21 protein-coding genes and 2 pseudogenes are annotated in these 22,135 nt (G+C 67.3%); 11 read left to right on the top strand and 12 right to left on the bottom strand.

Translation table 11 applies throughout. The features are described from left to right. The first annotated feature begins 250 nt into the window (after nucleotides 1-250). Nucleotides 251-625 carry a hypothetical protein gene (locus tag H4W80_RS11590; protein ID WP_192785100.1) on the top strand — a complete coding sequence of 125 codons (375 nt, stop codon included), beginning with the start codon at nucleotides 251-253 and terminating at the stop codon, nucleotides 623-625. A 425-nt stretch (nucleotides 626-1,050) separates the two neighbouring features. Here the strand turns inward: H4W80_RS11590 and H4W80_RS11585 are convergent, their stop codons facing one another. After that, complete coding sequence (locus tag H4W80_RS11585; RefSeq protein WP_192785099.1) at nucleotides 1,051-1,686, bottom strand: TetR/AcrR family transcriptional regulator; 636 nt, start codon at nucleotides 1,684-1,686, stop codon at nucleotides 1,051-1,053. Between the two features lie 66 nt (nucleotides 1,687-1,752). Here H4W80_RS11585 and H4W80_RS11580 point away from each other — a divergent pair, with 66 nt between their 5' ends. From H4W80_RS11580 to H4W80_RS11565, 3 genes are all read left to right on the top strand, one after another. After that, complete coding sequence (locus tag H4W80_RS11580) at nucleotides 1,753-2,988, top strand: FAD-dependent oxidoreductase (RefSeq protein WP_225963370.1); 1,236 nt, start codon at nucleotides 1,753-1,755, stop codon at nucleotides 2,986-2,988. Further along, nucleotides 2,985-3,635 (top strand): DUF3159 domain-containing protein, encoded by a 651-nt coding sequence (locus tag H4W80_RS11575; RefSeq protein ID WP_192785098.1) that lies wholly within the window; start codon nucleotides 2,985-2,987, stop codon nucleotides 3,633-3,635. The genes H4W80_RS11580 and H4W80_RS11575 overlap by 4 nt, the downstream gene beginning before the upstream one ends. Before the next feature lie 605 nt (nucleotides 3,636-4,240). Continuing rightward, complete coding sequence (locus tag H4W80_RS11565) at nucleotides 4,241-4,405, top strand: hypothetical protein (RefSeq protein WP_192785097.1); 165 nt, start codon at nucleotides 4,241-4,243, stop codon at nucleotides 4,403-4,405. Here the strand turns inward: H4W80_RS11565 and H4W80_RS64490 are convergent. From H4W80_RS64490 to H4W80_RS11555, 3 genes and pseudogenes are all read right to left on the bottom strand, one after another. Further along, nucleotides 4,371-4,853: a substrate-binding domain-containing protein gene (locus H4W80_RS64490; protein ID WP_378526106.1), complete on the bottom strand. Its 483-nt coding sequence runs from the start codon at nucleotides 4,851-4,853 to the stop codon at nucleotides 4,371-4,373. The genes H4W80_RS11565 and H4W80_RS64490 overlap by 35 nt on opposite strands. After that, nucleotides 4,736-5,041 (bottom strand): annotated as a pseudogene (locus tag H4W80_RS64485) (substrate-binding domain-containing protein); the annotation flags it as partial. The pseudogene H4W80_RS64485 and the gene H4W80_RS64490, both read right to left, overlap by 118 nt. Nucleotides 5,042-5,096: 55 nt before the next feature. Continuing rightward, the gene (locus H4W80_RS11555; protein ID WP_225964742.1) at nucleotides 5,097-6,305 is read right to left on the bottom strand and encodes a Gfo/Idh/MocA family protein; all 1,209 of its coding nucleotides are present in this window, start codon (nucleotides 6,303-6,305) and stop codon (nucleotides 5,097-5,099) included. A 276-nt stretch (nucleotides 6,306-6,581) separates the two neighbouring features. On the opposite strand from H4W80_RS11555, the gene H4W80_RS11550 reads away from it, so the two are divergent. From H4W80_RS11550 to H4W80_RS11530, 5 genes are all read left to right on the top strand, one after another. Next, nucleotides 6,582-6,899: a hypothetical protein gene (locus tag H4W80_RS11550; RefSeq protein ID WP_192785094.1), complete on the top strand. Its 318-nt coding sequence runs from the start codon at nucleotides 6,582-6,584 to the stop codon at nucleotides 6,897-6,899. Between the two features lie 219 nt (nucleotides 6,900-7,118). Further along, nucleotides 7,119-8,105 (top strand): amidohydrolase family protein, encoded by a 987-nt coding sequence (locus tag H4W80_RS11545; protein ID WP_192785093.1) that lies wholly within the window; start codon nucleotides 7,119-7,121, stop codon nucleotides 8,103-8,105. 22 nt (nucleotides 8,106-8,127) lie between these two features. Further along, nucleotides 8,128-9,123, top strand: coding sequence for a cupin domain-containing protein (locus H4W80_RS11540; RefSeq protein WP_318786812.1), 996 nt, complete (start codon nucleotides 8,128-8,130; stop codon nucleotides 9,121-9,123). Between the two features lie 232 nt (nucleotides 9,124-9,355). After that, nucleotides 9,356-10,432 carry a beta/alpha barrel domain-containing protein gene (locus H4W80_RS11535; protein WP_225963369.1) on the top strand — a complete coding sequence of 359 codons (1,077 nt, stop codon included), beginning with the start codon at nucleotides 9,356-9,358 and terminating at the stop codon, nucleotides 10,430-10,432. Then, a complete protein-coding gene (locus H4W80_RS11530) occupies nucleotides 10,429-11,112 on the top strand; it encodes a hypothetical protein (RefSeq protein WP_192785092.1) in 684 nt (227 codons plus the stop codon). Before H4W80_RS11535 ends, H4W80_RS11530 begins: the two co-directional genes overlap by 4 nt. Before the next feature lie 312 nt (nucleotides 11,113-11,424). Here H4W80_RS11530 and H4W80_RS11525 read toward each other — a convergent pair whose 3' ends face one another. The 4 genes and pseudogenes from H4W80_RS11525 to H4W80_RS11510 form a co-directional block, all read right to left on the bottom strand. Continuing rightward, complete coding sequence (locus H4W80_RS11525; RefSeq protein WP_192785091.1) at nucleotides 11,425-11,994, bottom strand: NPCBM/NEW2 domain-containing protein; 570 nt, start codon at nucleotides 11,992-11,994, stop codon at nucleotides 11,425-11,427. Between the two features lie 2 nt (nucleotides 11,995-11,996). Beyond that, nucleotides 11,997-12,575, bottom strand: a complete 579-nt coding sequence (locus H4W80_RS11520; RefSeq protein ID WP_192785090.1) for a hypothetical protein — start codon at nucleotides 12,573-12,575, stop codon at nucleotides 11,997-11,999. After that, a pseudogene (locus tag H4W80_RS64480) lies at nucleotides 12,576-12,713 on the bottom strand (glycoside hydrolase family 27 protein); the annotation flags it as partial. It lies immediately after the preceding gene. Between the two features lie 1,691 nt (nucleotides 12,714-14,404). Further along, nucleotides 14,405-15,082: a sulfotransferase domain-containing protein gene (locus tag H4W80_RS11510; RefSeq protein WP_192785089.1), complete on the bottom strand. Its 678-nt coding sequence runs from the start codon at nucleotides 15,080-15,082 to the stop codon at nucleotides 14,405-14,407. Nucleotides 15,083-15,537: 455 nt separating this feature from the next. Between H4W80_RS11510 and H4W80_RS11505 the strand changes: the two genes are divergently transcribed. Then, nucleotides 15,538-16,116 (top strand): TetR/AcrR family transcriptional regulator, encoded by a 579-nt coding sequence (locus H4W80_RS11505; RefSeq protein WP_192785088.1) that lies wholly within the window; start codon nucleotides 15,538-15,540, stop codon nucleotides 16,114-16,116. A 19-nt stretch (nucleotides 16,117-16,135) separates the two neighbouring features. On the opposite strand, the gene H4W80_RS11500 is transcribed toward H4W80_RS11505, so the two are convergent. After that, nucleotides 16,136-16,744 (bottom strand): DUF2218 domain-containing protein, encoded by a 609-nt coding sequence (locus H4W80_RS11500; protein ID WP_192785087.1) that lies wholly within the window; start codon nucleotides 16,742-16,744, stop codon nucleotides 16,136-16,138. A gap of 76 nt (nucleotides 16,745-16,820) precedes the next feature. Here H4W80_RS11500 and H4W80_RS11495 point away from each other — a divergent pair, with 76 nt between their 5' ends. Beyond that, nucleotides 16,821-17,015, top strand: a complete 195-nt coding sequence (locus H4W80_RS11495; RefSeq protein WP_192785086.1) for a hypothetical protein — start codon at nucleotides 16,821-16,823, stop codon at nucleotides 17,013-17,015. 418 nt (nucleotides 17,016-17,433) lie between these two features. On the opposite strand, the gene H4W80_RS11490 is transcribed toward H4W80_RS11495, so the two are convergent. The 3 genes from H4W80_RS11490 to H4W80_RS11480 form a co-directional block, all read right to left on the bottom strand. Next, nucleotides 17,434-18,849 (bottom strand): MFS transporter, encoded by a 1,416-nt coding sequence (locus H4W80_RS11490; RefSeq protein WP_192785085.1) that lies wholly within the window; start codon nucleotides 18,847-18,849, stop codon nucleotides 17,434-17,436. A 641-nt stretch (nucleotides 18,850-19,490) separates the two neighbouring features. After that, nucleotides 19,491-20,657, bottom strand: coding sequence for an acetamidase/formamidase family protein (locus H4W80_RS11485; protein ID WP_192785084.1), 1,167 nt, complete (start codon nucleotides 20,655-20,657; stop codon nucleotides 19,491-19,493). Nucleotides 20,658-20,662: 5 nt separating this feature from the next. Continuing rightward, entirely contained in the window at nucleotides 20,663-22,018 is a 1,356-nt protein-coding gene (locus H4W80_RS11480) for a serine hydroxymethyltransferase (RefSeq protein ID WP_192785083.1), read from the bottom strand. Nucleotides 22,019-22,135 lie beyond the last annotated feature (117 nt).

The raw sequence follows: 22,135 nt of genomic DNA, 5'->3' as shown, positions 1-22,135 counted from the left end.
GCCGGCTCGGCGCATGACCCACCTCAACCAGCAGCACCTCGATCGCAACCCGATCATGGGCGGACCGGCGGCACGGTCTTCGCCACCGGCCACGTGCGCGGATCCGTCCCGCGCGTGCCCAACTGCGCCACCGAACCCGTGTCGTACCGCAACACGGCCTCATCGGCAGCAACCGCGACAGCACTTCCGTACCCGAAAAGCGAACAACCCTGCCCGGTAGCCACAGCGACCGGACGACAACGCACACACGATGGAGATCAACATGGAAAACGCCCCCAGTCAGAAGCGCTCGCACAGGAGCATCGCGCTGGCCGTCGCGCTGGCCGCCGTCGCATTGGCCGGCGCGGCCTGCGGAAGGAGCCAGGAATCCGGCAAGTCCGAGGTGTCCTTGGTGCCAAAGGGCAATGCGACGGCGGACTGGCCCCAGGCGGACAAACTCAAGTACGCGGCGTGCATGCGCAGCAACGGCGTGCCGTCGTTCCCCGACCCCGACACAAGCGGCGCTTTCACACTCGACGGCAAGGACGCCAACACACCGCAGTTCAAGAAGGCCGAGGAGGCCTGCAAGCAGCACCAGCCGCCGAATATCCCGAGCACGACCTCCACCAAGACCGACGGCAGTTGAGCGTGATCCGCCGGACGGACACACCAGCGGCCGAAGGCGTCTGGAAACCGATGTCTCGCGACTGACCGACCGGTCGCGCTGCTCCACGCCTGGATGGGCCGGCGAACAGCACCCGCGACCGGAACGGACCGTCGTCGCGTCCGAGGTGCCGTGGAACTTGTGCGGCAGGGCCCGACGCCCAGTTCGTGCTCGCTCAGGAACACGGATTCCGGGCCTGGGCCGAGTTCCGCGCTCACATCGACAGCCGCAGCACGACCGAGGACCGGCCGGTCTCCCGCCTCATGGGATCAGGCCGGGCGCCTACGCCTCTATGGCCGACCGTCACCTCGCCGACCTGCGCCGCAACGACCCGGCCGCGTTGCAACGACCCGGCCGCGCTGCAACGGTTGCGGGCCTACGCGCCCTGGCACGCCACCGCAACCCGATCACCTTCCACTGCCCGGCGTGTCGGTAGCGGTAGTAGCCCCCTGTCCGGTGAGGCACTGCTGCACCACCGGGCCGAGACTGGCCACCAGTTCATCGGCGGAGGCAGAGGCGATCGGTTCGAGTCGTACGATGTAACGCGCTACTGCGAGGCCCAGGATCTGGACGTTCACCATGCCGGCCCGTAGCGCGGCGTCGGGCGTGTCGAGCATCGCCGCGAGCCGACTGGTGATTTCCCGGTCGATGAATTCGCGGAGTAGTGCTTCGGACACCTCGTGAGTGGGGGCTGACCGGGTCAGCATCATGAGCGGCGTGCGGCCGGGTTTGTCCAGGTTCTCCAAGAGCGTCCGGATGATGCGTTCGCCGACGCCATCGAGGCCGCCGGTGAAGATCGATTCGATGGCTGACGGCAGATGGGGGGGCATCTCCGTGGCCGCGGCGAACAAGCCCTGCTTGGTTTTGAAGAAGTAGAACACCATGGCGGGATCGACTTCCGCCTGGGCGGCGACGGCGCGCACGGTCGTGCCGCCATAGCCGTGCTCGCGGAACAGCGCGCGGGCGGCTTCCAGGATCCGTTGCCTGCTTTCCGCGCCGGATCGCCAGCGTCCGGGGCGAGCAGAGGGACTGTGTTCTGTCATGGCAGGGCGAGTCTATCGGATCTTTCCTCACCGATTGGTGAAGTTATTCACCCGGTACGTGCTACCTTGAACTTCATCAACCGGTGGAGAAAGGTCGGCAGGGTGAAGGTGGTCGTGGTCGGTGCGGGGCTTGGCGGGTTGACGCTGGCCCACGGGTTGCGACGGGCGGGAATCGACGTCGTGGTATACGAGCGGGAAGGGGAGCAGGGGCGCCCGCAGGGCATCAGCCTGCATTTCGATGACCGCGGAACGGCTGCGCTGCGGGCGTGCCTGCCGCCGCCGCACGTGGCGATGGCGGAGGCCACCATGGGCGGACCGCGCGAACAGAGGCTGCTCCTGTCCGAAGTAGAGGGAAGGCTCGTGGTTGCGCGGAGCCAACCGCTGGACGGCACGGCGGGGGTGCGTCCCGGGCGGCAGGTACACCGGCCGCTGTTGCGGGCGGTGCTGCTGACCGGACTGGAGGACACGGTGCGGTTCGGGGCGGAGTTCACGCGGTTCGAACAGCGGCCCGACGGGACCGTCCGATCGTGGTTCGCCGATGGCAGTACGGACACCGCCGACGTGCTGGTCGGTGCGGACGGCATCGGTTCAGCCGTTCGCCGCCAGTACCTGCCTCATGTGCGGGTGGTCGACACGGGGAAACGCACGCTGATGGGCGCGACGCCGCTGCGGGCCGTGGCCGGTACCGGGCTACCCGAACTGATCGGCCACAGCCCCTCCAACGCACAGGCGCACGGCGCGATGATGGCGATGGCCGTGCTGCGGTTCAGCCAGCCGCCGGTCGTCGCGAGGAAGGAGTGGCTGCCTGCTCTGCGCTCCCGCGTCGTCGCCGATGCCGAGGACTACATGATGTGGGCGCTGCCCGTCACGAAGGAGGTGCTCGGTTCGGCCGAATCACCGGCCACGGTGTGGCGCCGAGCGCAGGAAGTGTCCGCCGGTTTTCACCCGACGTTGCAGATGGTCGTCGACCACGCATGGCCGCACCTCACAGTCGCCCTGCGGGGCGGGCTGATCCCGCTGATGCAGGCATGGCCGGCTGCTCCGGTGACGGTCATCGGCGATGCGATCCACGTGGCACCGGGTTTCGGCGGCAACTTGGCGATGCAGGATGCGCACCGCCTCTGCGATGAACTGGTCCAGGCCTCCCATGGGCAGCAGAGTCTGCGCGCCGCGATCGGTGCTTACGAGGACGCGATGCGCCGCGACAGCTTCCCCGCCCCCGGCGTCACCAAAGGCACCCCCCGCATGGTTCCCACCCCCGGCGGATCCGGCGGATCCAATGGAGCGGAGGTCAGCACATGAACTTCAACCTGCTGACGCAGAAGTCGCTGTCCTTGTTCGCCGTAGTGGGCGGCTGGCGCACGCTCGCGGAAAGCATCGCATCCCGAGCGCTGTTCACGGTTGTCTATCTGATAACCGGCCAAGTCACGACCTCCGCCCTGATCGCAGTCGGTGGTGTGTTCGTCATCGCGGTGGCCCGGGTGTGGACCGACCGAAAGTACTGGCAGGCAGCAGGCGGGCTACTCACGGTGGGCGTGTCTGCGTTCTTGGCCGGGAGTAGCGGGGTGGGGGTCAACTTCTACCTTGTCGGTGTGCTGGCCAGCGTGGCCGGCGCGGCCGTGTTCCTGGTATCCATGCTGGTGGGGTGGCCGTTGATCGGGTTGGTGGTGGGGCAAGCGCGCGGTGAACGGTTCACCTGGCGGCGCGATCGTGCGAGGCGGCGCCTCTACCAGAAGTGTTCGGCGGTCTTCCTGGCGAAATTCGCCATCGGCGCGATGGTGATGGTGCCTTTGTACCTGGCCGGGAACGTGATCGTGCTCGGGATTGTCAGCACACTGCTGACCATGCCCGCAACCGCCGCCTGCGCCTATGTGATCTGGCGGATCCTGCGCGCCGAAGCGGACCCCACGGGAGCCGAATCCGCAGTTCCCATCTCGAACCGCGGCTGACAACTGCAACCGGTCCGGCCGTTGGATGTTCCGGCACGCCGCACCTTCTACAACACCGTCCGGCTGCACGAGGGCATCGGCTACGTCACCCCCGACGACGAACACCACGGCCACGGTGAAGCGATCTGAGCCGCCCGCCGCACACGAGGCTCGGGTCGCAGCCCGGCGACAACTACGCCAAGATCCCCCATAATCCCACCCACGGCTGATGGGTATTTCCGGCCCGTTCTGGTGCGTTTTCTCTGACACCCCGGTCCGTCGAATGAGCCGCCAACAGGATGGCGCTTCTCTCCCCGCGCGAGCACAATCAAGTCTTGGCCCAAGCGATCCCTGTCCGTCCAGGCATCCGATGGATCCCGTTCGGTCGGTTCGATCAGTGGGAGTTCTTGCCAACGAGGCTGTCATGGAGTACGTGCGAGGGTCGTCAGCGCTGGTCAGCGCCGTTTTTCGAGGGGCCGTGCACCGGTCCCGGGTCGTGCCGCTCCATCCTTGCATGATCGTCGTAGCGCAACGGTGAGCTCCATGACGCCGCTTCGCTCGGAACGGGCCCGCGCCGCCAGCCAATTCAGCAGAGACGAGTAATGAATTCCGTTCCAGTCATTCTGGTGGGCGACAATCCGCCGTCCGTCCACAGCGAGGCCTTCCATGTCGCAGGGTTCTTCGCGCCGGAAGCAGTCATCCGGCGCGAGGGCTCGATGGGTATCGACGTTCACATCGCCGTCGCCGCAGGCGCGATCAACGAATACCACCACGCTGCTCAGGCCGCGTAACTCGATATTCGAGCGGCACACGGGCGGCGGCGTCACCTTCCCGGCGCTCGGCACTGTGTTGATCAAGTAGCCGGTCGGCGGATGCCTCGGCCATCGCCTCGATGGGCTGTCGTACCGAGCTCAGTGCGGGCCAGGAGTACTCGGTCTCCCATGATCCGTCGAGGGAGACAATGGCGATGCCCTCCGGAACCTGCACGTCCTGCTCGTGCAGAGCCCGGAGGACGCCGAGCGCGATGAGGCCGGAGGAGGCGAAGATCGCGCCAGGGCCGGTCGTCCGCCGCGGCGAGTTCGAGGCCGGCCCGGTAGCTGCCTTCCCGGGTGCCCGTGAGCGATCAGGTGCTCCGTCGCTTCGAACGCGCCCCGATAGAGGTCGCCCCCCACGCTGTCGACCTCGGGCAGCGGATTTGTCGTGTTCAGTTGCACCCGCGGCAGGCCGACCAGGCCGGATGCGTCCACCGAACGCGAACCCGGCACGATGACCACTCCGTCGACCTGGCGGGCGGCGAGCTCGCTGAACCGCTCAAGCAGCTTGCCCGGCTCGGGAGCGTCGGTCGTCACGTGGAGCGCGTATCCCCGTGATCGCGCCGCTTTCTCGACGGCGTGGGCGAACTCCGTGAAGAACGGGTTCGTGTACACGGGAACATCGTCGTCTCCCTCCCCGGGCCGCGAGTCGTCAAACTGCCCAGACCATCTACCGCAGCGGACTGCCGACGGGGACGGGAGCGTCCCCGAGATCGGGTATGGCGAGACGCTCGCCGCCGCGAAGGGCCGATTCCTGCGCGATCAGGCCGGGCAGAGTGAAGCGGGCGGCGGCCCATGCATTGACTGTCGGCAGGGTGCCGACCTCGACGGCGCGTACGAAATCGTCGACCAGGAGCTGATGGCTCCCCTCGTGTCCGTTCGGCGCCCCCTTGAACTCGGCTGGCAGGCGTGCGGCCTCCTCGTCGTGCACCGGAGCGTGCCCCGACACGAACGCGGCGCGCAGCGCCGGTGCGACATCGGCGAGCAGGGGATCATCGAGGCTCAAGGTCGGCCGGGACTCGATCAGTTCGGACACGTCTTTCGCTTCGGTCTTGTCCTGCCAGATCGAGGTCGTGGCCAGTTGCTCGAAGCTGCCCTCGGTGCCGAAGAAGCGGAACCGGCTCTCGCGGGTCCGTGCTGGGTAGCCCACCCGCCGGAACTCGTTGATCCGCATCGAGCCGCCATCGGCGAGTTCGAACAGCGCGGTCATGTTGGAGAAGTCGTTGCCGAACATGCTGACCCCGGTGTCGAAGACACCGTCGCCTCTTTCGTCGTGAACGCCGATGCAGCTGACGCTCACGGCATGGCTCGGGATCGCCCCGAGCACTCCGCCGATGGAGTGGGTCGGGTACCACATGGGCGGGTAACTGGCCGTCGCCTTCCAGGCTTCACCGCCGCTGAAGCGGTACGCGTCGTAGAAGCCGAGATCCATGTCGTGCAGGTAGTCGCCCTCGGCGTAGAACACCCGGCCGAACTCTCCCGCGGCGAGCTTCTGCCGCGCGAAGACGGTGGCAGGGTTGTAGTAGCTGGTCTCCCCCATCATGTACGTCAGGCCCGTCTCGCGCACCGCGTCGATGATCGAGGAGATCTCCTCCCGCGACACCGCCATCGGCACCGTCGAGAAGACGTGCTTGCCGGCACGCAAGGCCTGTACGACGAGCGGCCCGTGCGTCCAGCGCTGCGTGAAGATGGCGATCGCGTCGATCGACGGATCGGCCAGCATGGCGTCGAAGTCGGGGCGTGCGCCGGCCAGGCCCCAAACGTCGACCAGCTTCTCCGCGCGACCTTCGATCTCGTCCGTCGCGTACACGTGGGAGATGCCAGGGTGCAGGTGGAAGAGGGAGGCGAAGTGGGCCGAGAACTGCCCCGCTCCGACCATGCCAAGGCTGAATGCCATGATGACGCCCCTTACTGAGCTCGGCGAACCGCTGTGGTAGCGACATGAGCGTTCCATGCTGGTTTACACGTGCCGGTGACCGCACCGCTCTCGGGAACGAGCACCAGGGTGGCCTGCTGATTGCCCATCGGCGTTGCTGCTGACAACGCCTAACGACCTTCGAGGTCGCTCATGCTCGGAGCGTATCACCCTTTCTCCACCATGCGGTGAACTATCGTGCTATCGTACTTCATCGACTGGTGAAGAAAGGCTTGGAGGATGCGTGTAGTCGCAATCGGCGCGGGGATGGGGGGATCGACCCTGACACAGGGGCTGCGCCAGGCGGGGATCGATGTCGTGGCGTACGAGCGCGACGACGTGCAGGGTCGTCCGCAGGGCATCAGCCTGCACTGTGACGATCGGGCGATGACGGCGCTGTGCGCGTGCCTGCCGCCGGCGCATATGGCGATGGTGGAGGCCACCACCGGTGGTCTGCGCAAGAACACCCAGTTCCTCACCGACGTTGCCGAAGAACTGGCAGTAGCGCGCGCCCACCCGCCATCGCCGCGTGCGCCTGGTGGAGCCGGCGAATCCTGAAGGCGGGAGTACCCGCGTGAACACAGCGATACGACGCCGGGTGTCAGCGCTCACGCAGCACAGACGACCAGAGCCCAGGACCTGTAGTCGATGGAGGTGGGAGCTGGTCGCGGCGACGAACACCGTGGCGATGAGATCGTGCGGAACACGCTGACACCGGGCCCGGTCAGGCCCGACCGCCCAGCTGGCCCTGGCTGGATAAGGAAGGAGACAGCGCCCATGCTGAAGATCACCGCTCTCGAAGAGCACCTGGTCACGGCGGGGATCTTCGAGGCATGGCGGACGGTGCCGGAAACCTGGCAGTTGTATGGGGCCGCCACGGGCCGCCCGGACCTCATCGACCGGCTTCTCGACCTGGGTCAGGCCCGGCTGGCGGACATGGACGACCAGGGCATCGACGTTCAGGTGCTGTCGGTGACACCGCCCGGGGTCCAGAGCCTCGGCGCGGCAAGGGCGGTCCCGCTCGCGCGGGAGGCCAACGACGCTATCGCCGCAGCCGTCCGCGCCCATCCCGGCCGCTTCGAGGGATTCGCGACACTGCCCACCCCGGACCCCCATGCGGCCGCTGAGGAACTGCGGCGGGCGGTCACCGGCCTCGGCCTCAAGGGCGCCATGATCCATGGCCGGACCGGGTCGAGGAACCTCGACCATCCCGACATGACACCGATCTGGGAGGCGGCCGCGGAGCTACGTTGCCCGATCTACCTGCACCCCCAGTTCCCCGACACGCCTGTCCGTGACGCCTACTATTCGCATTTGGGGACCGTCGCCGACAAAGTCTTCGCAGGTCCCATGGTCGGATGGCACTACGAGACCGGACTGCAGCTGCTGCGGCTGGTGCTGGCGGGGACTTTCGACCGGTTCCCGACCCTGCAGATCATCACCGGGCACTGGGGTGAGGTCGTGCTGTTCTACCTCGACCGGATCACCCAGACCCAGTCCTGGACCGGACTGTCCCTGCAGCGGCCGATCGGCGACTACTTCGCGCGCAACGTCTCCTACACCGGCAGCGGGATCCTCAGCGAACGCTACCTGCACTGGACCAAGGAGGTGGTCGGCATCGACCGCATCCTCTACGCCACCGACTACCCCTTCATCGATGCCGGCAACGCCCACGACTTCCTCGACGACGCGGCCCTCACCGCGGCCGAGCGTGAAGCTATCGCACACGGCAACTGGGAGCGCCTCACCGCCCATCTCGGCTAGCGTCCAGCACCTCACGATCGGAGTGACCGACAGCATGACGACGAAGCGTTACACCTCCCCGGACCCCGAGCTCGACAGCTACTACGGCGACCTGGCAGCCAAGGATCTGCGGCCGTTGTGGGAGCTGGGCGAAATGTTTACCTCCGAACCCAAGGCCGCCGCTGTCCCGCATCGATGGCGGGCCGCCGACCTCCACGAGCTGGCCGGCCGCGCCGGGGACCTCGTCCCGATCGAGCGGGGAGGCGACCGCAGGGTCATCGGGTTGGCCAACCCCGGTCTGGGCGGTGCGCCCTTCATCGCGCCGTCGTTGTGGGCTGGGGTGCAATTCCTCCTGCCCGGTGAGCTGGCGCCGCCCCACCGCCACACCGCAGCGGCCCTGCGGTTCATTCTCGGCGGCCGTGGCGCCTACACCGTGGTCGATGGCGACTCCATTCCGATGACGCCCGGCGACCTGGTGCTCACGCCGGGATGGACCGTGCACGAGCATCACAATCCGGGCGACGAGCCGATGGTCTGGCTTGATGTGCTGGACTTGCCGCTGGTGATCGGTCTCGAGGCACTATTTTTCGAACAGCGCCCCGGCAACCCCGCGCAGCAGTGTCCAGCGCGCTCGGCGTCGGAGATGTTCTACGGGCAGAGCGCGGGCTTGGTGCCGGTCGGGAACCAGACGCCGGCGTTCGATGGCCCGTCCTCGCCCCTGACGCGAGTGGGGGTGTCGATCGGTGACTCGATCGCTGGGCTCTACGGCGCGTTCGGCGCGGTGATGGCGCTTCTTGATCGGCAACGACACCCCGGCAAGTCAATTCCTTTGCAAGATCGGATCATCGATGTCGCACTGAACGAATCGATCTACTCGATGATGGAGTCGCTGGTTCCCGACTACCTGGCCCACGGAGTCCAACGACACCGCACCGGTGGACGCATGGAGGGTATCGCGCCGTCCAACGCCTACCTGTGCGCGGACGCCAAATCGGTTGTCATCGCGGCAATTCCGACGCCATCTTCCAGCGGTACATGACCGTCATCGACCGTCCGGATCTGGCTGCGGATCCCGAATTGGCTACCAACGATGGTCGCTGAGCCCGGCGCGAAGCGCTCGACGACGCGATGGGCGCATGGACCGCGAGGCGACCGCGTGATGAGGTCCTCGAGATCCTCGGCGAGGCCGGCGTACCGTGCGGCTCGATCGGACCGGATCTGGGAGCGCATACCGACGAGATCCGGCGACGCTATCTCCGCGAAAACCAATAATGACCGGGGCGCAATCGGGCTTCGACAAGACGTTGCGCCACATGATCCCGGAGCGAGAAATGAACGCTTCCCGCCAATCCGACCCACCAGCGCACGACGGCTCGGCGATAATCCTGCGCGATGTCACCCTGCGCGATGTCACCCTGCGCGATGGTCTGCAGCTGACCGGCAATGTGCTGCCCACCGAACGCAAGCTCGAAATCGCCCGCACCCTCCTGCAATTGGGGGTCCCGGCGCTGGAGATCGGTTCGATGGCCCGGCCTGACCTGGTCCCGCCGATGGCCGGCACGATGGAGCTGGTCGCCGCACTGACACCCGCAGAGCTGCAACGGTGTTGGCTCTGGGTGGCCACACCGCGGCACGTGGAGAAAGCAGCAGCCGCCGGCGTACGCAACTTCCAGTACTGCTTGTCGGTCTCGGATTCGCACAACAAGGCCAACATCGGTCGCAGTACCGAGGACAGCTTGTCGGCCATGCCGGCGGCCGTCCGCCTGGCCTGCGACACCGGCGGCTCGATTCAGCTGTGCCTGGTTACCGCGTTCACCTGCCCGTTCGAGGGTGCGGTGGATCCGCGGCGGGTGCTGGAGATCGCGAACGATCCGCGTGCGCAGGGCGCGGCAGACATCGTGCTCGCCGACACCCTCGGACAGGCGCATCCCGCGCAGGTGAGCGCGCTCGTCGCGGCGGTGCGCGACGCATCTGCGTGGCGCCGCATCGTCTTTCACGGTCACGACACCTGGGGAATGGGGGTGGCGAACTCGCTCGCCGCCCTCGCCGCGGGGGCGAGCGTGATCGACGGCACGCTCGGCGGCCTGGGGGGCTGCCCGTTCGCGCCCAGCGCCAGCGGCAACACCGCCAGCGAAGATCTGCTGTTCGCGACCCGACCCGATTGGTTCACCCCGGCGAGCTTGGCGACGCTGGCCGATCTTTCCGAGCATCTGCTGGCCGAACTCGGCGAACCCAACCGGTCCCGCACGCTCGCCGGCGCACGTTCGGAGGCCACGGTCTTCGAGTGGGTGAGGCAGGGGTCGACCGCGGCCGAGCCTCCCCGCGCTCTGTCGACCCTTTCGCCATGACGATCGGCGGTGACGACGGGACACCGGACGCCGCGCCAGGAGCGCGGTGGCGACGGTGGGCGGGCCAGACCCTGGCCGAGGCGACCGGGCGCCGCCACCGGGTCGACCCGGTCGCACCGCGCACCGGCGGCCCGGCCGGCAACGCCCGCCTGACCGCATGGACCGGGCTGGTGCTGCTGGTGTTGTTTCTCGCCGAGATCGGCACCATGCTCGATCTCGAGGGCTTCATCAGCTGGCATATTACGATCGGAACGCTGCTGGTGCCACCGGCACTCCTCAAGACCGTGACCACCGGCTGGCGTGTCTTGCGCTATTACACCCATCGACCCGCCTACCGGCAGGCCGGCCCGCCACCGATGCTTCTGCGCGTCCTCGGCCCCTTGGTCGTCGTGTCCACCCTGGCGCTGCTCGGCACCGGACTCGCCCTCGTCGCCGCAGGCCCTGACACCACGAGCCTGGTGACATTCCACAAGATCGCCACCGCTGCCTGGGTCATAACGACCGGGTTGCACACGCTCAGCCGAATTCTGCCCGCACTCCGCATCGTCGGCATCGGTCGCGAAACAACGCCCCTATCCGGGCGTACCGCCCGAGTCGTCATCCTGCTGCTGACTCTCGCCGTCGCCGGCCTCACCGCGACACTCGTCCTCACCGCCTCGCATTCGTGGACCAACACCTGACGCCTCACCAAGCAACGTACGGTCGATGATCCAGCAGCCTGACGTTGGAGCCGATGACGAACTCGCTGGCAACCGGCTGCAGCAAGCCCTCGGAGGGCTTACATGCCGGCAGCGCAGCGGTGCCCGCCAACGCTGTTGGCGGAGTTGGGACAGCAGCGGGTGTGGGAGATGCGGCGCAGCGCGGTTATCCGGTCGGTGAGCGCTCGTGGCGGTGATCGCCTGTCTGCAGAGCTCGGTACGGGGCCGTCAGCCACGGGGCGGAACCCAGGATCGCCGCGGGCCGGTCATCGGTCCGCGGCGATCCTTTGGCCTCTAAGAGCAGACCACCCGAGCGTTCGCCCAGTCGACAGAGAGGTTGGAGATCATCTCCAACTCCGCCTCCAGCTCCACGGCCTTGGCGGTGCTGAGGTCCTCGTCGATCACGACCGGCGAACCCTGGGCGACCCTTTGATCGAACACCGTCTTGCCATCGACGACGATCCGAATCGGTAGCGAGGGCGTGGGCAGCCCGTACGAGAAGGCGTTGTCATCTACACCGACGATCGCGGTCAGCTTCGAGCAGCGCCCGCCGAGGTAGTAGATCAAGCTCGATCCCGATATGGTGCCGACGCCCTTGGCGTAGGTCACGCCGCGCATCGTGATCGGTTTGTATTCGTAGGACAGGCCGCTGCCAGGGGTGTACTTCGGGATGAGCTGTTGGTCCTTGTAGGCCTTGCCGACCGCCGACGTCCGCGGCAGGTCGCTGAGCCAACTCGTCGCCGTGGGCGGCGCGGGCGGGACGACGATCGGTCTCTCGCTGCTCCTCCGTTCCCGGTGCCCGCCGACCTGGTAGCTGCCGGAGACCTCGACCGAGTACGCCTTCACTGATGCGCCGGGTGGCACGGTCAGCTCCCAGGACGCGCTCGTGCTTGCGCCGCCGGGCACGCTCGACCTCGGGCCCTTGACCTGCTCCACCTTCCAGCGGGGGGGACGCTGAGAGTGAGCGCAACGTGGTTGATGGATCGCGTGCCGTCGTTCACCAGGTTGCCAGTGATGGTCGTCGACTTGCCCGGCTCGACGTAGGTGTCGGTGACCGAGTTCGTCGCCGCGACGTGAGACTGCTTCAGGCTCGGGATGTCGCGGGGTCGGGAGACCCGGTAGATCGCCGTCCCGTGACCCTCGACGAAGGCGGTGAGCCGGTCGTGCACCTGCGATCTCTTGTGCGACCAGAGATCCTTGACCACGTAGGAACCGCGGCCGCCGATGCCGAGCGATCGCAACGAGACGCGCTGCGTCACCGGCCCCATGTCCTCGTTGAAGAACAACACGGCCTTGTCGCCGCCGGCGAGGTCTTTCACCAGAATCCACTGCTTGCCGACGTGCGAAAGCACCCGCGCCGGTTTGCCGAGCGGATCCTGATCGATCGCGATCAGGTCGCGGTTGGTCAGGATCTCAAGGGTCGCCTTGCTGGCCACCTCGAGCATGTCGGGGTCGTTCCAGGCGCCGGGGCCGGCGTGCTCTGCGAGCGCGACTGTCGAACGGAAGATCGCGGCGACCTCGGGCCAGATGTCCCGGATGTCAACGGTGGTCCGCCACAGGTGGCCGACATCGCCCGCCCAGATCCACGGCGCGGACCTGCCCTGCTCGCAGATGGAGTAGACGAGGAAGCTCAGATCTACGAGGGCACCAACCAGATCCAGCGCCTGGTCATGGCCAGGCAGCTCTTGAAGTAGCCCCTGACCGCCTAAACGACATCAGGTGCCCGGCGTACGCCTCCCGCATGTGCTCCGCGCGTCAGCTGATCGCGAGCCCACCTGTACCAGGAGGAGGTTGACCAGCACTGGCTCCAATTGACGGTTTCGCGGGTTTCTTTCGGGAAAGGGACATGCCCACCACCCGCTTGGGAAGCGTTTCACCTGGGAGATGCCATGCTTTCGCCTGCTGTCCCTAACCCTGCCAAGCCTCATGTCACGTCCGCGGGCCGCCGGGCTGGCGCGGCAAGCCGGGGCGCTGGTTCGCGGAAGTTCTGCTCGGGCGACCCGTACGACTTGGCGGGCAACGCTCATCTATGGAGTGAGTTCGGCGAGGATGATCAGGGCACGCTCTACCGGTGCGATATCTGCGGCGTGATGGATGTCGGGTGACTGGTGTTGGCCAGCTACGTGTCCAGGTCGAAGTCGAGCGTGCTGGACAAGTCGGCGTGGGTTCCTCAGCGCGGCCCGATCAACCTGGGCGTGTGGGCTGCTCGGCCGGTGTGCGGCGGCTGCCGGTACTCGGTAGATCATGCCGAGCAGTACCGGCTTGCCCGGGGGCTGGTGAATCTGCGCATTCGTCGCGCTCTTCGCGTTGGTGCTGGATAGGTCCAAAAGGTTGATCTTGTTTGCGTCGATCTGAGATGTTTCCGCAGGTCAACTGACAAAACGACAAACGGCGGGCCGGGACGTCCCCGAACACCCTGCCCGCCGCCGCCCCCCCGGCTGCAGTAGTTCGAGAACGGCCCTAAATGTCTCGGCCCCTCGCCTACGAACGGCGAAGAGGACTGCCCCAGGTGCGGCGAGACGTTTGATGTAGAAGAAACCAGGGCCGATTTCGACTACTACTACCGCGACAGCGCTGGATGGAAGTGGGACGACCTTCCAGAACGGTTATGTCGCGACTGCGCCGAGACTGACGCTGAGTCGCGCTGGATGGACGGGACGCTCCCGGCTGCTGACGGCCCTCCACCTTCTGCAGAGGTCCTGGCAGAAGATTTGGCGGAAGCTCCCAGGATGAGCCGGTCCGATCAACACCGCCGACGCACCCGCTCGTCGCGGCCGCAGTCACATGGCCGCCCCACGAGAGCATCCTCGTAACAGCTCAGCTCCCCGTCCTCGTCGCGGGCCTGCACGCAAGCCCCGGTCATTCACCTACTATGGCCTCGATCCGAGCGGGCAGGTCGTCGATGCGGTCGGTCATCCTCTGGCAGAGGAAGCCGTGTTCGTCGGTGAAGAGGCCGGTGAGCGCCTCCTGCGGAACCGGCCTCGATCAGGCACCGTTGGAGACGACGGCAGTGGGCCACCACGCCTGATTTCCCGCCCGCAGAGGGTGTGCGAAGCCACATCAAAGGCTGAAAGCGGATGGTCCATGTAGGCGGGAAGCGGGCGAATGCCGTCCGGCGTTGGCGGCGCTTTGCTGGTGATCTGAGTCGCAGCCAGAGGACGCTTCCATGAGGCTTCGGCGCCTCTATGCACCGGGTGCCGTGAACGACTTCATCGACGGCATCCTCGAGATGCGTAGATTCCCTGGACCGGAAATGCGAGAGCGGACCTAACCTTCACGCATCGCGTGAATACCCAAGCAGCTCCATGGCCGCGACGTTGTCGGGGCGGGACCAGAAGAGCTGGTGCAGCTCCTCTGGCAGCTCGTCCGAGTGTGTGCCCGGGTGTCCTCTCCGGAAGAATCCGCCATCGACCTGGTGGAGCTCTGCGAAGGTAGGGATGCGGGCATCAGGCAGTGGCCGCAGGGCCGGCGCCAGCGTGGCCAGCACCGTCTCGACGGTCCGTCGCGGCCGGCGGATCAGCTCCTCGTAGCGGAGCATCACGCGATGGGGCGCGGGCGGACGTAGCCAGCTCAGTACGTTCTGACCCCAGCTGCCCGTTCCTACATCGTCACGACGGTTGATTATCGCGCGGATCTCGGCCTCGAAATCAGGCGCGCTGGTCAGGTGCGCCCATGAGGTTATGGAGTCGCGGCCGTCTCGGACGAGACAGATCGCCCGATCCTCTTCCCTGGCACGCTGCCGGTGCGTCTTGACGAAATGCAGCTTCTCGGAAGCGCGCATCTCCTCGATGGAGGAGGGACGCTCCTCGAAGCCGATCAGGTCAGGGCCGAGCCGCGCGGCCACGCCATCGACGTCGTAGACGGTGGAGGTGCGCACGCCGTACAGCTGCTTCAGGATGATGCGGAGGAAGGTGTTGCCTGATCGAGGGAACGAGGCGACCCAGATGATCATGACCTTAACGGTAACGTCTTCGCGCATCGCGTGCGCATGGATTGTTCTGTGCGGGGTCGGAAGGACGAGATGCCGGCGTGGGTGTGCAGCTCGGCCGTCAGTGAGGGCGTAGCCCTCGCGGACGCCGACATAAGCGTGGACGCACGCCGTTTGAGCGCTGGTGCCAGGTCGTCGGGGCTGGAGGTTCACGTCCACACGGACAACACCCTCACACATCGCCCCTTGGACCTGACCGGTGAAGAGAAAGCTGTGGTTCATGCCGCGATCGCCGGCGTCATGACGTCGGTCCGATGACCGGGTTGCGATGGGCATGGTCAACCGGCGCACGTAGGTGCTTGACCGCCGTGTCTCCGCAGGGAAGCTCGATGCGGGCACTGCTGGGGGAGCTCTGCCACCGTCAGGGAGTGGGGACGTGGGCAAGATGTGGCTCCTATGTCGCCTCGTACACTAGCTGGGTGCCCAAGCTGTGGAACGAGACGATCGAGGCGCACCGCCGTACCGTGCATGACGCGATCCTGGACGCCACAGTCGAGCTGGTGGGCGAGCGGGGGCTGCTGGCGGTGACGATGTCGCAGATCGCCGAGAAGACCGGCATCGGCCGAGCCACGCTCTACAAATACTTCCCCGACGTCGAGACGATTCTGCTGGCCTGGCACAACCGCCAGGTCGCCGGGCATCTGGAGCACCTCGCACGGGCGGGGGAGCGCGAGAGCGATGCCGGGCAGCGGCTGGAGGCCATGCTGGAGACGTACGCGCTCATCCATCGACAGATGGCAGGGCACGGTCTCAGCCCCGACCTCGTCACGCTCCTGCACCGATCGCACGACGCCGGCCACGCCCGGCAGCAGCTGCACGCCATGCTCCGTGACGCGCTGGCCGATGCCGTGCGGGCCGGTGTCATACGTGATGACGTGGCGGCGGACGAGCTTGCCACGTTCTGCCTCCACGCGCTTCAGGCGGCTGCCGCCCTTCCGTCGGAAGCCGCTGTCCAGACGCTCGTCGCACTCACTTTGGCGGGGTTGCGAGCCCGCTGAGCCGGACGCCCGCTCGTTCTCAGCGGGCTTTGGCGGATGGGCGGCGGCGCCAGACGTGGGTCGCTACGAGGGCCGCCTTCACCAGGAGGGCCACCAGGACGACGTCCGCGCCCACTCCAGCCCAATGCGGGATCGTCAGAATGCCCGCGGCCAGGCCCACGTGCACGCCGACCGCCAGGAGGGCGGCCAACGTAAGACCGACCACCGTGTGCCGATCTCGACGTGGTGTGGCCTTCTCGCCGGGCGCCGTCCCGATGGCGGGCGCCGTCTCGGCGTTCACGTCCGTACGGTTCCAGTCCACGGCCAGGTTGTCCCTTCTGCCCATCCGGGTGATGTTCCTGGTGAGGAGGGTCTGGAGGCGCCGCAGCCCGTCCTCGTCCTCGGCCTCGATGCTTAGTGTCAAGGCCTCAGGAGTGGCCTTCAGGACGCAGGATCCCCAGTCGACGGTGATGGTCCCGCTGGTTTCCGACCATTCAGCCTGAATGTTCTTCGGCCTCTCGCTGTCCATGTGCCGGTTGCGGCCTGGGTGAGCGGGGAAGCCGTGGCCCAGCTGGGTGGCGTGGCGGCATAGCTGGACGAGGTATCGGCTGGCGCGTTCGGTCGCGACGCGGGCTTCGGCGGTCGGCATCGGCAGTCCTTTCGGGGATTTGATGAGGGGGTCGGATTCTGGTGAGCGCGGCGAGCCGGGCCGGGACGAGGTCGGGATGACGGTGTCGTCGATGGCGGCAGAGGGGGAACAGCCGACCGCCAGGCTTCGTCGCCACATGCAGGCTGCCGGCATAGGCGGTTTGTTCGTCGTCGCCGAAGATGTGGAACACCGGCGAGCCGAGCACGGCGTCGAAGGATTCCCCGAGCTCGGCCAGTCGCAACGCGTTCGTGGCGAAGGAACCGCGCGGTGAGCCCGCGCTTGGACGCCTTGGTCTGCGCAGCGCCGATCGCTGTGGGGCGAGGTCCATGCCGGTGGTGTCGAGGCCGAGCGCGCGGCGCACAGGAGCGTGTGCGGGCCGATGCCACGGAAGCAGGCCACTGTAGAGACCCTCCGGTGGCCAGTGCGGGGTTCCTGCCATGGAGCTGCCTCTCTGTCTCGATCCAGAACAGATCGTACTGTACACATACACTGTGTATCGCAAAATCCTGGAGTATGAGGTGAGGAGCAGTCAACGAGCAACCAAAGATGATCAACTACCTCGATGGCGAGCCCAGGGTAGGGCGGGCGTACCTTGAACCCGCGACCCACAGATCATGAGCCGGTTCCCTCGATGCCGTTCAGCGTCGCGGAGTGCTGTTTTCTGTCGCTGTGGCTGCCCGGCGGCGGCTTCAAGGTCGAGGCGACGCTGCGGTGGCTGCCCCGGTTGCCGGGCCCGAGCCGAGCCGGTGGCTCAGCCGCCGATACGGGTGGCTGCGTAGTGCCAGGGTGGTGGCGATCAGGCCGATGACGCCGGTCAGCATGAAGACGAGGGCAAGACCGCGGTCGGCGCCGGTGCCGAACCAGCCGCCGATCGTCTGGGCGCCCGCACCACCGCCGGTCATGAGCGGGATGAAGACGAACTGGGCGATCGGTGAGATCAGGAACGCGGTCAGCGGAGAGGCAGCCTGCTCGACGCTCTGCGCGAAGCCGAAGACCCGGCCCTGCCGCTCGTAGGGCACGACCTTCTGCAGGATCGTCTGCTCGGCGGCCTCCGCGTACGGCACGAGCAGCATGTACACGTACATTCCGACAGCGAGCAGGACGATCGAGGACCGTAGCGGGAACAGCAGGGTCACCGTCCACAGCACCAGGTTGACCAGCAGCAGCACGCGTACAGGGTTGTGACTCAGGCCGGTCCGGGCGACGAGCAGCCCGCCGAAGATCAGGCCGGTGCTCAGCACGCCCCAGAGCAGCCCCCACACCTGCACCGACACCAGGGACAGTCCGTAAGCGTCCATCAGCGCCATGAAGACGCCGCCGAGGAAATTGTTGAACGCGGAGAAGGCGATCAGTGCCATCAACCCCGGCACCTCGCGGACCAGCCGGATCGTGCCCCGCAGGTCCACGGCGTGCGCCGGGGCGGCGGCCGGCTCGCCGAGCACCGGGGCTGCCTCCGCCGAAGGCCCTGCCCCCACCGGCACGGGCACGCCGGGGGCCGCCGGCCGCTCCGGCATCCGCACGGCGGCCAGGTGCAGCACGCCTGCGGCGAGTGCCGTCAGCGCCAGGATCAGCACCCAGAACATGCCGCCGAATGCCACGAGCAGGCCGCTGAAGACCGATGTCACCAGGAAGCTCACGCCCGACGTGCTGCCGACCAGCCCGTTGGCCCGGTCCCTGCTGTCTTCTTCGATCAGCGTGGTCACCAGCGTCGGCAGCGCGATCGTCCGGATGTTGCCCGCGATGACGCCGAACATCAGCAGCACGATCATCGTCCACAGGGCAACGCTCGCCGGATCGGTGAACGATTCCTCCGGGACTGCCCCGTAAACCGCGAGCGCCGCGGCGTAGAGCATGAGTGACACCAACGCCGACAATTGCATCATCGTCTTCTTCGCGTGGCGGTCGACCAGGCTGCCGAACCAGACACCGGTGAGCGCCGTCATCACCAGGAAGATGCCGGAGATCACGCCGGTGGCGAAGACCGAACGCGTCTGCAGATAGACGTAGAAAGTGATCGCGAACCAGACGGTGTTGTTGATGACCGACACCAGCAGAGTGTTGACCAACAGCTGATAGAAGGTCCTCCGGTCTCCTCGAATGCTCATGCCGCGTACCCCGCGACTGCGACGGTTCGCTTGGCCGTGGGGTGTTCGCCTGGCATAGGCGGGAGGGTGACCGCGTCCGGCCGTGGGCATCGAGGGCCGGGCACGCCCTCGTGCGGCGTACGAATGCGCTCCTCGTCCGTTGGCATCGATGGCTCCGTTCTCGTGGGTTGGTGAGCCTGTCACGAGTTATGACCCGCCAGAAGCGGCAAACTCATCGTGAACCGGACGGTCCCTGCCGGCGGCCCCCGGATCGCACCAACCGTCCCCGCCGCCAACCCCGTAGGGCGTGTAACTGTCAGTTTTGATCAGTCGAACGGTCGGGTCGGTCGTGATGACAGGGTTCGGCCGCTGAGTACGGCCGGGGGACGCAGGGAAGCGGTGCGGTCAGCAGCTCGTGCCGGGTCTCGACGCGCCGGCGGGAGGCCTGCGCCCAGAACTCACAGGCGATGCCGGCAGCCGGGGCCGTTGGTCCTGGTCGTAAGAGACGTCGTCGTCCTGCGGCCCGCCGGGCTATCTCGTGCCGTGGAAGCAGCCATCCTGGTAGGAACCGTTGCGGGCCTCCTGCCGTGTCTGCGCCGCACGCCTGTCACCGACCCAGGCGCCGAGAACGGTGTGATCGCCTACCTGGACGGGGCTGGACGTCAGCTCGGCAAGACGTCCCGGTCGAAGATGTCGATCGGAAGGTAGAGCGTCACCGTCGGATTGGGAATGGTGACGATGCAGCTGACGCGGATCTCGACGGGGGCGACGCTCAGGATCACGTACGCCTGCTCGCCGCTGTAGCCCAGCCCTGTCAGGTAGTCCACGGCCCGGCGCACCGCCTCTTGGGCGGCGAAGCTCGCGTCCTGATACCGCTGCTCCTTACCGCGGAAGCAGAAACCGGTGAAGCCGAGATAGCGGTCGGCACCGAACTGCGCGACCAGGGGAGCCGGACGGACGATCGGCGTGGTGATTCGGTGACGGGCCATGCCGTCCTTGATCAGACGCAGCCGTAGCCAGGTGCGGCCGTCCATCTCCATCGCGTTGAAGCTGCACTCCCCGTCCGCTGCCGCGAGATGGTGGTCGCCGAGCGACAGTAGCGCGCCCTCCACGAACACCGGGAAGTAGATCGTGGCGCCCGGGCCGAGGGCGTTGATGTCCATGTTGCCGCCGTTCTCCCGGGGCGGCTGGGTTCGGGCCGCCATCCGGGCGGCGTCGGCTCCGAGGCCACGCAGCAACGCGTTGCGCGGATCCGGGGGGAAGGCGCGATCGTCGGCGTAGAGGGGCTGCTCGCGCTCGTGCCACAGTCGCATCAGCTCGTACGACGGCGCGACCCCCATGGTTCCGGCATGGGGCTGGGCGGGAATGCGCACGCCGGGCACCTGCGGCGACTCGGCGATGCCGCCGCGGGCGTACCACGTCGAGCGGTAACCATCAGGGAAGATCTCGCCGAGCAGTCCGGGCGTGCCGGGCAGGATGTTGGCGAAGGCGATGCCGCTCAGCGGTTCGACGCCGAGCACCTCCGCGACCAGCACGTCACCGGGCCGTGCGCCGTTGACGTGCACCGGGCCGGTCAGCGGATGCATGCGGGACAGATCGACGTGGCGCAGCTCGTCGAGACTGCCGTTGTCGTGGATCTGGTAGTCGTCATAGGCGGCCGACTCCAGGATCACCTCGCCGCCTGGATCCACCGTCACGGCCGGTGGGATCTCGGGATGCCAGCGGTTGTGCCCGATCTTCGGCTGATCGGCGAGCGGGACCCCGACCTGGCAGGTCACCCGGGGCACGTCCAAGTAGCGGTCGCTGTGACGGGAAAGCGGCTCCATCATGGTCCTTACTGGTCGGAGGGGTCATGAGGCGGTCCTACTGGCCGGGGGACCGCGGTGAAGCGCACTTCGGTGAAGGGCGCACGCCATGCGGTGACCTCGGCCGCCAGCGTGGCCGGCACGCTGGCGGGGGCGAGGGCGCGGGCGATGAAGGCGGCCAGAGCGGGCATGTCGTCCTCGTCCATGCCGTTACGGGTGATCTCCGGGGTGCCGAGCCGCAGGCCGTTCAGGTCGCCGGCCACCGGCGCCATGGGCAGGCCGATGCCGCACGCGAGCAGGTTGGCGGCTCGGAGCCGGCGGGAGGCGCACTGCCCTCCGCCGAAGCGGTGGGCGGGCACGGCGAACTGGTGCGACCTGGTCCCACCCGCGAACACCGGCACATCCAGCGCTCGCAGTTCAGCCGCGAGCCGGGCCGCGTTCGCCGCCATCGCCTGTGCGTAGGCGGGCCCCTCCGCCTGCCAGTCGAGCATCGTGACGGCCAATGCGGCGATGCGACCGGCGTCGGAGTTGGCGGTCAACCCGGGGTAGGCGATGGTGTCGAGACGCTGCGCCAGTTCCTCATCGTCCGTGACCACCAGCCCGCCGGGCGGCCCCCCAAGGCTCTTGTACGTGCTCATCGTGATCAGGTGCGCGCCCTCGCGCAGCGGGTTCGGCCAGACCCCGCCGGCGATCATGCCGCACATGTGGGCCGCATCGCAGAGCACGCGTGCTCCGACGGATTCGGCGATCTCCCGCACGGCCGCGATCGGGTGGGGGAAGAGGTTGAGGCTGCCGCCGATGGTGATCAACTTCGGACGAAGTCGCATGGCCATTTCCCGCAGCCCAGTCAGGTCGACCGTGTAGCCGCCCTGGGCGGCGGGGGCGGGGACGGTGGTGAGCCCGTACAGCCCGGCGGCCCCCTCAGCGTGGTGGGTGACGTGGCCGCCGACGCTCGTGGGTGGAACGATGATCGTGTCGCCGGGGCGGCAGGTCGCCATGAAGGCGTACAGGTTGGCAAGCGCGCCGGAGCCGACGCGGACCTCGGCGTAGTCGGCGTCGAAGACCTGCGCGGCCAGCTCAGCGGCGATGATCTCGATCCGTTCGATGGCCTCCAGGCCCGTCTCGTACTTCTCCGCCGGATGGCCGAGTGAGGGACGCGTGCCGAGTCCAGCCGACAGCAGCGCCTCGGCCCGGGGATTCATGACGTTTGTCGCGGGATTGAGATTGACCGCCTCAGCGTGGTGAATGCGGTGGTTCCAGGCCACCAGGCGGCCGATCTCCTCCAGCGTGGCGGCGGGGGATCGCCCCGCCACGGCGCCTGCTACCTCGCGCGTCAGCCGCTCGCTCGCGGCGGAGATCCAGGGACGGGGAAAGCGGGCACGCATCACGGTCTCATCTCCCGGTTCGGGCTCGTGCGGTTCGACGGTAAGCAGCGACGGGCGGCCGGCACATCGGATCGACGCCGAGATCGTGCCGTGCCGGTCTCGACATTTGTCGCACGG

It is taken from the genome of Nonomuraea angiospora (assembly GCF_014873145.1).
GTDB lineage: Bacteria > Actinomycetota > Actinomycetes > Streptosporangiales > Streptosporangiaceae > Nonomuraea > Nonomuraea angiospora.
Note: the sequence above shows the minus strand (reverse complement) of the source record. Positions and strands in the feature narration are given on the sequence as shown.